The sequence below is a fragment of the Butyrivibrio sp. VCB2006 genome (assembly GCF_000420945.1).
GTDB lineage: Bacteria > Bacillota > Clostridia > Lachnospirales > Lachnospiraceae > Butyrivibrio.
On record NZ_ATVX01000005.1, the window covers coordinates 229,113 to 241,867 of the forward strand.

The 12,755-nt window shown below is 43.1% G+C and carries 11 protein-coding genes; all 11 read left to right on the forward strand.

Going from position 1 to position 12,755, the window contains the following annotated elements; all coding sequences use genetic code 11:
* Window positions 1–272 precede the first annotated feature (272 nt).
* Entirely contained in the window at window positions 273–803 is a 531-nt protein-coding gene (hpf, locus tag G613_RS0106845) for a ribosome hibernation-promoting factor, HPF/YfiA family (RefSeq protein ID WP_029231957.1), read from the forward strand.
* Between the two features lie 247 nt (window positions 804–1,050).
* The gene (locus tag G613_RS0106850) at window positions 1,051–2,244 is read left to right on the forward strand and encodes an acetyl-CoA C-acetyltransferase (RefSeq protein WP_029231958.1); all 1,194 of its coding nucleotides are present in this window, start codon (window positions 1,051–1,053) and stop codon (window positions 2,242–2,244) included.
* A gap of 72 nt (window positions 2,245–2,316) precedes the next feature.
* Window positions 2,317–3,111, forward strand: coding sequence for an enoyl-CoA hydratase-related protein (locus G613_RS0106855; protein WP_029231959.1), 795 nt, complete (start codon window positions 2,317–2,319; stop codon window positions 3,109–3,111).
* Window positions 3,112–3,298: 187 nt separating this feature from the next.
* A complete protein-coding gene (locus G613_RS0106860; RefSeq protein ID WP_029231960.1) occupies window positions 3,299–4,171 on the forward strand; it encodes a 3-hydroxyacyl-CoA dehydrogenase family protein in 873 nt (290 codons plus the stop codon).
* A 132-nt stretch (window positions 4,172–4,303) separates the two neighbouring features.
* Window positions 4,304–5,464: an acyl-CoA dehydrogenase gene (locus G613_RS0106865; protein ID WP_029231961.1), complete on the forward strand. Its 1,161-nt coding sequence runs from the start codon at window positions 4,304–4,306 to the stop codon at window positions 5,462–5,464.
* A 34-nt stretch (window positions 5,465–5,498) separates the two neighbouring features.
* Entirely contained in the window at window positions 5,499–6,290 is a 792-nt protein-coding gene (locus G613_RS0106870) for an electron transfer flavoprotein subunit beta/FixA family protein (protein WP_029231962.1), read from the forward strand.
* Between the two features lie 205 nt (window positions 6,291–6,495).
* A complete protein-coding gene (locus G613_RS0106875; protein WP_029231963.1) occupies window positions 6,496–7,545 on the forward strand; it encodes an electron transfer flavoprotein subunit alpha/FixB family protein in 1,050 nt (349 codons plus the stop codon).
* A 121-nt stretch (window positions 7,546–7,666) separates the two neighbouring features.
* The gene (locus G613_RS0106880; RefSeq protein ID WP_029231964.1) at window positions 7,667–8,338 is read left to right on the forward strand and encodes a DNA alkylation repair protein; all 672 of its coding nucleotides are present in this window, start codon (window positions 7,667–7,669) and stop codon (window positions 8,336–8,338) included.
* 16 nt (window positions 8,339–8,354) lie between these two features.
* Window positions 8,355–8,549: a hypothetical protein gene (locus G613_RS0106885; protein ID WP_029231965.1), complete on the forward strand. Its 195-nt coding sequence runs from the start codon at window positions 8,355–8,357 to the stop codon at window positions 8,547–8,549.
* Window positions 8,549–11,557 carry a family 78 glycoside hydrolase catalytic domain gene (locus G613_RS0106890; RefSeq protein WP_029231966.1) on the forward strand — a complete coding sequence of 1,003 codons (3,009 nt, stop codon included), beginning with the start codon at window positions 8,549–8,551 and terminating at the stop codon, window positions 11,555–11,557. Before G613_RS0106885 ends, G613_RS0106890 begins: the two co-directional genes overlap by 1 nt.
* Window positions 11,558–11,611: 54 nt before the next feature.
* Window positions 11,612–12,733, forward strand: a complete 1,122-nt coding sequence (gene mtnA / locus G613_RS0106895) for an S-methyl-5-thioribose-1-phosphate isomerase (RefSeq protein WP_029231967.1) — start codon at window positions 11,612–11,614, stop codon at window positions 12,731–12,733.
* Window positions 12,734–12,755 lie beyond the last annotated feature (22 nt).

Below are 12,755 nucleotides of genomic sequence, written 5' to 3' on the forward strand. Positions count from 1 at the left end.
GTTATCCACATTGTCCACAAAATGAGTCTTAATCAAGTGGATTTTAAGCAATTGAAAGCAATAGATATTTTTTGTGCATGTTGTACAAATTCGGTTTGTTAATAAAAAGATTATGTTTAACATTACTCTTTGAAATTGCATATAAGCTTTGTTCAATGGTATAATAGCGTATAGACAAAAACCGCATAAAGACGCGAATTGTCTTAAATAATGGCTACAGATATTTCTTTTTTCTGAAATATTCAAAGAGCTATCGAAAAGGGGATGATTGCATGAAATTTACAATCGTAGGAAAGAACATCGAAGTAACACCCGGCCTTCGTTCCGCAGTTGAGGAAAAGATAGGCAAGCTGGAGAAGTATTTCACTCCCGATACTAACGCAAATGTCACTCTTAATGTGGACAAAGAGAGACATAAAATTGAGGTTACCATTCCCGTTAAAGGAAAAATTATCCGTGCAGAGCAGGTCAGCAATGATATGTATGTATCAATTGATCTGGTAGAGGAGGTTATTGAGAGACAGCTCAAGAAGTATAAGAGCAAACTGGTAGATAAACAGCAGGCAGAGGCCAGCAATTTCAAGAAAGAATATCTTGAGACAGATTATATGGATGATGAAGACATCCGTATCGAACGTATGAAGAAGTTTGATCCTAAGCCAATGTATGCTGAGGATGCTTGCGTACAGATGGAACTTCTGGGACATAATTTCTTTGTATTTGTTAACGCCGAGACAGATCAGATTAACGTAGTTTACAAGAGAAAAGGTAATACTTACGGTTTACTTGAACCTGATGTATAAATCGGCTCGGAAACTATCTCACTTAGAGGTGGTTTCTACAATTGAATAGAACGTAAGAAGTAACAGTGCTGCGATATTGCGGCACTGTTATTTTTTTATCAATATCGTGTTAAAAGATTGTCAATTTATGGCTTTTAAATAAAATATTCACGTCACTTCGACATTTTTTGTTGCATTTGCCTAATCGCTGTGCTACAATAAATCTGTTCTGATAAAAATTTAACGAGTTAAACGGAGGTAATATTTTATGGCACAGAAGGTAGTTATAGCAGGCGCATGCAGAACAGCCATTGGTAAGATGGGAGGAGCTCTCAGCAATACTCCTGCAGCAGAACTTGGTTCAATCGTAATCAAGGAGGCACTTAACAGAGCAGGTGTTAAGCCTGAGATGGTAGATGAGGTACTTATGGGATGCGTTATCCAGGCTGGTCTTGGACAGAACGTAGCTAGACAGGCATCTATCAAGGCTGGTCTTCCTATCGAGACTCCTGCAGTAACACTTAACGTAGTATGCGGATCTGGTCTTAACTGTGTCAATATGGCAGCTGACCTTATCAAGGCTGGCGAGGCTGATATTGTAGTTGCCGGTGGTATGGAGAACATGTCAATGGCTCCTTACGCACTTCCTAATGCACGTTTTGGATATCGTATGAACAACGGAACTGTTGTAGATACAATGGTTAACGATGCTCTTACAGACGCTTTCAATCATTATCACATGATGATCACAGCAGAGAATATCTGCGACAGATGGAACCTTACAAGAGAAGAGCTTGATGAGTTCTCAGCTAATTCTCAGCAGAAGTGCGAGAAGGCTATGGCTGATGGTAAGTTCAACGACGAGATCGTTCCTGTTCCTGTTAAGGTTAAGAAGGAAATCGTTGAGTTCAAGACAGATGAGGGCCCTCGTGCCGGAACAACTGTTGAGACTCTTGCAAAACTTAAATGTTGCTCTGGTAAAGAGGGCGGTCTTGTAACAGCTGGTAATGCATCAGGTATCAATGATGGTGCTGCAGCAGTCGTTGTTATGAGCGAAGAGAAGGCTAAAGAGCTTGGTGTTAAGCCTATGGCTACATGGGTTGGCGGCGCTCTTGCAGGTGTTGAGCCTGAAGTTATGGGTATTGGCCCTGTAGCTGCTACCAAGAAGGTTCTTAACAAGACAGGTCTTTCACTTGACAACATCGATCTTATCGAGGCTAACGAGGCATTTGCAGCTCAGTCAGTTGCAGTTGCTAAGGACCTTGGATTTGATATGAGCAAGGTTAACGTAAATGGTGGTGCTATCGCACTTGGACATCCTGTTGGAGCTTCAGGATGCCGTATCCTTGTTACTCTTCTTCATGAGATGGCCAAGAGACCTGAGGCTAAGAAGGGCCTTGCTACTCTTTGCATCGGCGGCGGAATGGGCTGCGCTACAATCGTAGAAGCTTACGAGGGTTAACCCTAGTTTAATTCGGCCTGCTGTGCTTGCACGGCAGGCTGTTATCAAAATAATTCACAGGAGGAAATAGTAATGGGTTTTGTTAATTGCGAAGTAAAAGAAAACATCGCTGTTGTTACAATCAATCGCCCAGAGGCTCTCAATGCACTTAATTCACAGGTGCTAGATGATCTTGCTGCTGCTTTTGATGGTATCGACACAAACGTTGTAAGAGCAGTTGTTCTTACAGGTGCCGGTGAGAAGTCATTTGTTGCCGGTGCTGATATCGGAGAGATGAGTACTCTTTCAAAGGCAGAGGGAGAGGCTTTTGGTAAAAAGGGTAATGATATATTCCGTAAGATTGAGCAGTTCCCTGTTCCGGTAATTGCTGCAATCAATGGATTTGCACTTGGTGGTGGCTGCGAAATTTCTATGAGTTGTGATATTAGAATCTGTTCAGATAATGCTATGTTTGGACAGCCTGAGGTAGGCCTTGGAATTACACCTGGATTTGGTGGAACACAGAGACTTGCAAGACTTATCGGTGCAGGAATGGCTAAGCAGCTTATCTACACAGCACGTAATATCAAGGCAGACGAGGCTCTCAGAATCGGTCTTGTTAATGCAGTTTACACACAGGAAGAGCTTCTTCCTGCAGCTGAGAAGATGGCTTCACAGATTGCTGCAAACGCACCTATCGCAGTTCGCGCTTGCAAGAAGGCAATCAACGATGGTCTTCAGACAGATATCGACAATGCACTTGTTATCGAAGAGAAGCTCTTTGGCTCATGCTTCGAGACAGAGGATCAGAGAGAGGGAATGGCTAACTTCCTCAGAAAGAAAGATGATCCGGCTAAGGTTAAGGTAGTAGCATTTAAAAACGCATGATAAGGGATTCAAAGTCGTGAAATGTCTTGCTTGCAAGAAACATTTCACGAACTTGAAGACCGGCGTTTTTATGAGGAAGTAGCACGATAGTGCGGATTCCGAATAAAAGCAGCATGACGAAAGCGAAGCGGAGTCATGCGTATCATGCGAATAAACATAGAATATTAAAATTTAGGAGGAACATAAAATGAAGGTAGCTGTTATTGGCGCTGGTACAATGGGATCAGGTATTGCTCAGACATTTGCTCAGGCTGAGAGTGTTGAGAAGGTATATCTTTGCGATATCAAGACAGAGTTTGCAGAGGGCGGCTTTGCTAAGATCAAGAAGGGTCTTGATAAGCAGGTTGCTAAGGGAAAGAAGACTCAGGAAGAGGCTGACAAGATCACAGCTAAGATTCAGACAGGTCTTAATGACATCTGTGCTGACGCTGATCTTGTAGTTGAGGCTGCTCTTGAGGTTATGGACATCAAGAAGAATCTTTTCAAGGAGCTTCAGGACAATATCGTTAAGAATCCTGATTGTATCTTTGCTTCTAATACATCATCTCTTTCAATCACAGAGATCGGATCTGGCCTTGCTAAGCCTATCATTGGTATGCACTTCTTCAATCCAGCTCCTGTTATGAAGCTTGTTGAGGTTATTCAGGGTGCTAACACACCAGACGATATGGTTGAGAAGATCAAGAAGATTTCTGAGGATCTTGGAAAGACTCCTGTTCAGGTTAACGAGGCAGCTGGTTTCGTTGTTAACAGAATTCTTGTTCCTATGATCAACGAAGGTATCTTTGTATATTCAGAAGGCGTTTCAGATATCCAGGGTATCGATACAGCTATGAAGCTTGGATGTAACCATCCTATGGGACCACTTGAACTCGGTGACTACATCGGACTTGATATCGTTCTTGCTATCATGGACGTTCTTTACTCAGAGACTGGCGATTCCAAGTATCGTGCTTGCCCTCTTCTTCGTAAGATGGTTCGTGGCAAGAAGCTTGGTGTTAAGACTGGCATCGGTTTCTACAACTATGCTGATGGAAACAAGGTTCCAACTGATGCCTGAGTGCTCAGCGAGGTATTATCGAGCATAGCAATCAGGTACACTTGAACATGAGACGAGGTACTTTCGAGTCCATGGTGTCAAGTGTTTCCTTGTAAATAATAAATAGATAGAAAATAAACGGAGGAAATAATAATGGATTTTCAGCTTAGTCAGCAACATGAAATGGCAAGAGCTCTTTTCAAGGATTTTGCAGAAAAAGAAGTTAAGCCACATGCAATAGACGTTGATGAGACAGAGGAGTTCCCAAGAGAGACTGTTGCAAAGATGCAGAAGTATGGTTTCATGGGTATTCCGATTCCTAAGGAATATGGCGGACAGGGTTGTGACCCTCTTACATACGTTATGTGTGTTGAGGAGCTTGCGAAGGTTTGTGGTACAACGGCAGTTATCGTATCTGCTCACACATCACTTTGCTGCGATCCTATCATGACATACGGAACAGAAGAGCAGAAGCAGAAGTACCTTGTACCTCTTGCAAAGGGCGAGAAGCTCGGCGCATTTGGTCTTACAGAGCCTATGGCTGGTACAGATGCTCAGGGCGTTCAGACCAAAGCTGTTCTTACAGAAGATGGTAAAGAGTGGGTTCTTAACGGATCTAAGTGCTTTATCACAAACGGTAAGGAGGCTGATGTTTACATCATCTTCGCTTACACAGATATCGTAGAAGACAAGAAGGGCAGAAAGCAGAAGAAGTTCTCAGCATTCATCGTTGAGAAGGATACTCCTGGATTCACATTCGGAACCAAGGAGAACAAGATGGGTATCCGTGGATCAAGCACATACGAGCTTATCTTCCAGGATTGCCATATCCCAGCAGAGAACCTTCTCGGTGCTCGTGGAAAGGGCTTCAACATCGCAATGCATACTCTTGACGGCGGACGTATTGGTATCGCTGCTCAGGCTCTTGGTATTGCTGAGGGTGCTCTTGACAGAACAGTTGAATATGTAAAAGAGAGAAAGCAGTTCGGCAGAGCTATCGGTGCTTTCCAGAATACACAGTTCCAGCTTGCTAACATGGCTACACAGTGTGAAGCTGCACGACTCCTTGTTTACCAGGCTGCTGATGCAAAGAAGAATAAGGACTATTACGGAATTGAAGCTGCAAAGGCTAAGCTTTTTGCTGCTGAGGTTGCTATGGATGTTACAACTAAGGCAGTTCAGCTCCATGGTGGTTATGGTTACATCAGAGAGTACGAAGTAGAGAGAATGATGCGTGATGCTAAGATCACTGAGATCTACGAGGGTACATCTGAGGTTCAGAGAATGGTTATCTCTGGTGCTTTACTTAAGTAATCACTACTAATTTGAGAATAGAAGGAGAATAAAAATGAAAGTTGTAGTTTGCATTAAGCAGGTCCCTGATACAAAGGGCGGCGTTAAGTTCAAACCCGATGGAACATTGGATAGAGGTGCAATGCTTGCTATCATGAATCCTGATGACAAAGCAGGTCTTGAGGCAGCACTTAGATTAAAGGATCAGTATGGCGCTGAGGTTACAGTTCTTACAATGGGACTTCCTAAGGCTGACGCTGTACTTAGAGAAGCTCTTGCTATGGGCGCAGACAAGGCAATCCTTGTTACAGACAGAGTACTCGGCGGCGCTGATACATGGGCAACATCTTCTACAATTGCCGGTGCACTTAGAAATCTTGAGTATGATCTCATCATCACAGGCCGTCAGGCTATCGATGGAGATACAGCTCAGGTTGGACCTCAGATTTCTGAGCACCTTCATATTCCTGTAATTTCCTACGCTGAGGAAATCAAGGTTGATGAGAAGGCTAAGACTGTAGAAGTTAAGAGACAGTTTGAGGACAGATATCACATCGTTAAGGCTAAGATGCCTTGCCTTGTTACAGCTCTTTCAGAGCTCAACGAGCCTAGATATATGACTCCTGGCGGAATCTTCGATGCTTTCGAGCAGGAAGTAACTGTTTGGGGCAGAGCAGATCTTAAGGACGTTGACGATTCAAACCTTGGTCTTAAGGGATCACCTACACAGATTGCTAAGGCTTCTGATAAGGTTAAGAAGGGTCAGGGCGAAAAGGTTGCTCCTGATTCAGCTGATGAAGCAGTAGAGTATCTTGTAGGTAAGCTTACAGAGAAACATGTAATCTGAGTGATATAGGGACGAAAAGTTTCAATTATGGCTGCTTGCAGACATGTAATTGAAACCTTGAGGACCGAACAGATATGAGGAAAAAAGATATGTGAATGAAATGAACATATCGTTTTCCGAATGGCTGTAGCATGGCGAGAACGAAGTGAAGCCATGCGTATATCACACATTACAGTAAATATTTTAATGATAAAGGAGAAGAGTCATGTCTTTAGAAGAATATAAGGGTGTATTTATATTTGCTCAGCAGGTAGATGGCGAGCTTTCAAGCATCGCACTTGAGCTTCTGGGCAAAGCCAAGAATCTTGCAGAAGATCTTGATGAGAAAAAAGTAACAGCAGTACTTCTTGGAAGCGATGTTAAGGGTCTTGTAGACAAGCTTGCAGAGTATGGTGCTGACAGAGTAATTTTAGTAGATGATCCTGCACTTAAGGATTACAGAACAGAGCCTTACACACATGCGCTTGCATCTGTAATTGATGAGTACAAGCCTGAGATCCTCCTTGTTGGTGCAACAGCCATCGGTAGAGATCTTGGCCCTAGAGTATCATCAAGAGTACATACAGGTCTTACAGCTGACTGTACAAGTCTTGATATAGGTGATTTCCCTCTTGAGCCATCACCAGCTAGAGAGACCAAGCACAAACAGCTCCTTATGACAAGACCTGCTTTCGGTGGAAACACAATCGCTACTATCGCTTGTCCTGACTTCCGTCCTCAGATGGCTACAGTTCGTCCAGGCGTTATGCAGAAGATCGATCCTATCAAGGGTGCTAAGGCAGAGGTTGTAGAGTTCAATCCTGGTTTCGAAGAGAATGATTGCTATACAGAGATCGTTAAGATCGTTAAGGAAGCATCTTCTGTAGCTGATATCCAGGCTGCTAAGATCCTTGTATCCGGTGGCCGTGGAGTTGGCAGCCCTGAGAACTTCAAGATTCTTGAGGATCTTGCAGAGGCTCTTAACGGAACAGTTTCCTGCTCACGTGCCGTTGTAGATTCAGGCTGGAAGCCAAAGGATCTCCAGGTTGGTCAGACAGGTAAGACAGTACGTCCTCAGCTTTACTTCGCTATCGGTATTTCCGGAGCTATCCAGCACGTTGCCGGTATGGAAGAGTCTGATATCATCATCGCTATCAACAAGGATGAGAATGCTCCTATCTTTGACGTAGCTGATTATGGTGTTGTAGGAGATCTTAACAAGATCGTTCCTGCTCTTACCAAGAAGATTAAAGAGGCACTTGCTGCAAAGGGCTGATATAATCTAAATGAGAATAAACTCCTGATGTTGTGAAAACAGCATCAGGAGTTTTTTGATGCCTTATTCTTTCTAAATTTTCCTTTGTACTATATAATTGACGAGTAAAGGGGAAAACTATATGAGCGTTTACAAAAGACTTCTAAAAGAAAAAGACGACGAATACAAAGAGTTTCAGGCAAAGCTTGTTCCGAACATTGATCCATCTACGATCATTGGCGTCAGAACCCCGGCTATGAGAGCAATAGCCAAAGAGGTGTTTGGAAGCCAGGAGAGGGATGAGTTTTTAAATGAGCTTCCCCACAAATACTACGAGGAGAATCTGGTTCATTTCTTTATCGTTTCGATGATAAAAGATTTTGATGAGACGGTTCAAAAAACAGAGGCGTTTCTTCCCTACGTAGACTGTTGGCCTGTATCTGATCAGGCAACGCCCAAATCTTTTAAGAAGAACCATGAAAAGCTTCTTCCCTATGTGAAGAAGTGGATTGCTTCAGATGAGGTATATACTGCCAGATTTGGCATACGTATGCTTATGAATGAGTATCTTGGAGATGATTTTAAAGAGGAGTATCTTGAGCTTGTGGCTTCTAAAAAGGGTGATGACTACTACCTTAAGATGATGGTGGCCTGGTACTTCGCAACAGCTCTTGCAAAAAGATACGACGAGAGCGTAAAGTACATCGAAGAGAAAAAGCTAGATGACTGGGTTCATAAGAAGGCAATACAAAAGGCTGTAGAGAGCTACAGGGTATCAGATGAACACAAGGAATATTTGAAGAGTTTTAGGTAATGGAGAAAGAAGTTTAATGGACAAGAAACAGAGATTATTAGATTTAATTGATATGGCCGGTAAAGGAAGCATCGAGGCTGCAGAGGAAATTGCAGTAGGATACTTTGAAGGGAAATTTGGAGGAAAAAATCCGGCTAAGGCCAAGAAGTGGGCATCTTATGCTGCTAAACATGGAAGTGAAGTAGCACAGGAATTATTAGGAAAATTATGATGGGACGAAATAGAAGACGCGTAGGGGCTGCTCTACTGGGTGTGGTTATGACCGTATCTGCGTTAATGGGCTGTGGCGCTGGCAGTGATAAAGAAGCATCTTTAAAGGCAGATGAATTTGAAAATGTAGTATTCCCTCTTATAGATGAATACGACCCTGGCATGAGTGTGGCACATTTTATCAGTGCACCAAAGGAGACAGATGCTGAATTGGAGGACGGTATTGTACGTCCCACTGAGTATGAGGCATCTTTTCTTATGGCTGTTGATGGAACTGAAGCCAGTTTTGCCCTGGGTGATTCCAATGGCGAGTATGGAAGAGTGTCCCTTTATGGAATCAGAGCTGTAGAAGGAAATGAATGCTTTACCTTTAGAAGCTTTAATGGGGGCGTTGAGGATGACAGTTATAAGCTGGAGATTCCGCTTGAAGGGGAAAACTTCGGTATTTATAACGTCAGCATAGCTGTAAAAGATGATAAAGCAAGGGTTACTGTTAATGATAAGGACCTTGGTGAAATTGATGTTCCAAAGTTCCCACTTGCCTGTGTTGGTACTTACAAATCAAGAGGCACAGATACTGCCGGTATTGATGATATCAAGGTGACTTCAGAGGGACAGGAGGTCTTTAGTGAATCCTTCGATGGAGTATTTGTAAATAAACTCCATGGATATGATTATGCAAATTACCATGGAAGTGCTTTTGACCCAATGTATTATAAGTATTCCTATGATTCCAAGGGAAAGAGCATGATCATTACCTCCGGATTCTTACTGTCAGAGACAGACAAAGATCCGGCAAGAGTATTTAAACGCGAAATTGATATTGAAAAAAATAAGGTGGATAGCGCCTATTTATATATGACTGCCCTAGGCTCATACGATATAGAGCTAAACGGACAGAGGGTTTCAGATAACTTTTTTGACCCGGGTAAAATGGTATTTGATAAGTATCTGAACTACGTTTCTTATAACGTGACGGACATGCTGGAAGATACCAATGAAATGAATATATATCTTTTCCACGGCTTTTTTGACAGAGGTGTGGGTTATCCGGAGGTGGCAGCGCCCTGGGGAGATACTCTGGCAGTTAAGGGTGAACTTGTAGTTAATTACAAGGATGGGTCAAAAGAGATTATTCCAACGGACGAGAGCTTTTCTGTCAGCAGAGGCAGCAGATACAGGTTTGATGATATCTATCAGGGCGAGTTTGTTGATGACAGAAGGGACATTAATACTGCCAATGACTGGAGCAATCCGGTAGTTGACGCTGTGGATGATAAATTCCTGAGCGCGCAGATTCGCCATAAGGAAAACGAATCTATCGCAGAGTGGGATAGCTTTGAGTATGTAAATGTAAGCGAGACTGATGGCGGACATTTTGTATATGATTTCGGACAGAACATTGCGGGAACTATTGAGATTGATATGAGTAAGCTGACTGGTCTTGAGGATGGTCAGGTAATTACCTTCAGATATGGTGAGATTCTCAATGACGACAAGATGTTTTGGAGATACCATGATGGCGAGGATGCTTCTGTCTGGACCAAGGGCCTGTTATCTGCTAAGAGTACGGATTATTACGTATGCAGCGCTGATAAAGCTGATAGCCAAGTTTGTTTCTCTCATACCTACCATGGCTTTAGATACGTGGAAGTTATAGGACTTGACCAGGAAATTCCGGTTGATGCTATAAGAGCAATAGCGATTTCTTCCGATGTGGAGCAGACAGGAGAGTTTAGCTGCTCAGATGAGATCATAAATAAGCTTTATAAGAATTCTATATATAGTCTTAGGGCAAACATGATGGACAACCCTACGGACTGTGCTCAGAGAGATGAAAGACTTGGCTGGGCCGGAGATGCACAGGCAGTGTCCGGTTTTGCCATGTATGCATATGATACAGAAGCTTTTTATCGCAATTATTTAAAAGAACTAAGAACTCAGCAGGGCGGGGATGGCTCCATAAATGATGTGGCGCCCACCAACAATCCCTTTGGAGGACATAGCTGCTGGGGGGACAGCATCACCCAGATCACCTGGAATGCCTATCTTCAATATGGAGATCAGACTATAATTGCTGATAATATAGATGCAGCTGAGAACTGGGTGTATTATCTGATGGACAGGTCGGAAGATTTTCTTTTAACTACGGAAGGTTACGGCGACCACTTGTCAGGACAATCAACGCCTGAAAGTCTGACAGACACTGCCTGGGCTGCGCATTCTGCAAGGCTGGTTGCAAGAATGCATGAGGTTAGAGAAGATGAGCAGCTGGCAGAAATCTTTGATGGTTATGCTGATGAGTTTACAAAGAAATGGCAGGAGACTTTCATACGACAGGATCCAAGCGTTGCGGCAGGAATTCTGATTGCAGATGTAGAATCTGAGACAGCATATGCTTTAGGAATAGCCTTTGATCTTTTCCCTGAGGATATGAAAAAAGACGCAGCAGAGAGACTTAATATGCTTAGTGAGTATGGTGCAAACCTCTTCTATCCGGGATATTCAGGAATGGCTCAGTATCTGCCTGCACTAGCACAAAACGGCTACGGCAATACGGCTGTCAGGGTGCTGACTAATACTGCTCCCGGTGGAATAGCACATCCTCTTTCTATGGGGCTTACTACGAATCCTGAGGATATGGGGGTATTCAGATACCAGGATAGAGAAGGAAATGATTATCCTAATGGCGCATATGAGGTTACGGGATCTCTTAACCATGCTGCATATTCAAGCGTTTTGGCATTTTGCTACAGCGATATTCTGGGAATAAAGCCTGATGAAAAGGCTGCGGGATACAAGCACTTTTTTGTAGCGCCCACTGTGACGGAAAGCCTTGAGAGTGCAGAAGGATCACTTCAGACAAGAAACGGACTTATTAAAGTGTCCTGGAATTCCACGTCAAAAGAGATATCGGTGACTGTACCTGAGAATTCTACATGTACACTTATGCTTCCCGGTGGCGAGACCAAAGAGCTGACAGGCGGTGAGCATAAGCTTAATTGGTAATAGGCACCACGTATAATTAAGGATAAACTTTAGATACAACGGGAGAATTGGATAATGGCTAATATTTTAGATTACGAAACAGTGGCTCTTAAAGATGATGACGACGCCATAGAGATTATTGATCAGACTCTTTTGCCTGGTAAGACTGAGATGATAAGGCTCCATACAGCTCAGGAAATCTGGGATGCGATTTATCTTTTACAGGTAAGGGGAGCGCCGGCTATAGGTGTGACTGCTGGATTTGGAATTTACCTTCTTATGAAGAGTTCAAAGGCAGCAGACTATCAGGAGTTTATTAAAGAGCTTCAGGAAAAGAGTGATTTCCTTAATTCCTCACGACCTACAGCTGTTAATCTTTCCTGGGCACTTAAGAGAATGCAGAGTCATATCTTTGACTTTTGCAATATTATAGTTTCAGAGGATGGTTCTGTAAACCTGGATCAGGCAAAAGAATATGATTTAAAGGGCATTTTAGCTGAAATGAGAGATGAGTCCGAGCGCATTAAGACTGAGGACATCGATGTGTGTCGTAGAATTGGTGAGTATGGCTTAACACTCATTGAGGATGGATATGGACTTCTTACGCACTGCAATGCGGGTCAGCTCTGCGCCTGCAAGTACGGAACAGCCACAGCTCCTATGTATCTTGCTCATGAAAAAGGCATGAATATCAAGGTTTATTGTGATGAGACAAGGCCTCTTTTGCAGGGAGCAAGACTTACTGCCTATGAGCTTCATTCTGCAGGAATTGATACTACACTCCTGTGCGATAACATGTCTGCTTCACTTATGAAGAGTGGTGCTATAAATGCAGTATTTACAGGATGCGACAGAGTGGCAGCCAACGGCGATGCAGCCAATAAGATCGGGACCAGCCTGGTAGCTCTTGCAGCTAAGAGATATGGTGTGCCTTTTTATATTTGTGCCCCTACATCTACAATTGATATCAGCACTCCTACAGGTAATGACATCAACATTGAGCAGCGCAAGCCTGAGGAAGTAACTGAAATGTGGTACAAGGAGCGCATGGCTCCTGAGGGAGTTAAGGTATATAACCCTGCCTTTGACGTAACAGACAATGAGCTTATAGCTGGTATTGTTACTGAGTACGGAGTTCTTCGTGCTCCATATGATGAGGCTATCAAAAAGCTTTTTGAGGAACACAAGAAAAACTAAAGGTTCACGGAACTGATAAGGG

Bases quoted from the DNA above. Each gene is read 5' to 3' on its own strand.
- hpf (WP_029231957.1), top strand. From the start codon at position 273: ATGAAATTTACAATCGTAGGAAAGAACATCGAAGTAACACCCGGCCTT.
- G613_RS0106880 (WP_029231964.1), top strand. From the start codon at position 7,667: ATGAGCGTTTACAAAAGACTTCTAAAAGAAAAAGACGACGAATACAAA.
- G613_RS0106850 (WP_029231958.1), top strand. From the start codon at position 1,051: ATGGCACAGAAGGTAGTTATAGCAGGCGCATGCAGAACAGCCATTGGT.
- mtnA (WP_029231967.1), top strand. From the start codon at position 11,612: ATGGCTAATATTTTAGATTACGAAACAGTGGCTCTTAAAGATGATGAC.
- G613_RS0106855 (WP_029231959.1), top strand. From the start codon at position 2,317: ATGGGTTTTGTTAATTGCGAAGTAAAAGAAAACATCGCTGTTGTTACA.
- G613_RS0106860 (WP_029231960.1), top strand. From the start codon at position 3,299: ATGAAGGTAGCTGTTATTGGCGCTGGTACAATGGGATCAGGTATTGCT.
- G613_RS0106885 (WP_029231965.1), top strand. From the start codon at position 8,355: ATGGACAAGAAACAGAGATTATTAGATTTAATTGATATGGCCGGTAAA.
- G613_RS0106870 (WP_029231962.1), top strand. From the start codon at position 5,499: ATGAAAGTTGTAGTTTGCATTAAGCAGGTCCCTGATACAAAGGGCGGC.
- G613_RS0106865 (WP_029231961.1), top strand. From the start codon at position 4,304: ATGGATTTTCAGCTTAGTCAGCAACATGAAATGGCAAGAGCTCTTTTC.
- G613_RS0106875 (WP_029231963.1), top strand. From the start codon at position 6,496: ATGTCTTTAGAAGAATATAAGGGTGTATTTATATTTGCTCAGCAGGTA.
- G613_RS0106890 (WP_029231966.1), top strand. From the start codon at position 8,549: ATGGGACGAAATAGAAGACGCGTAGGGGCTGCTCTACTGGGTGTGGTT.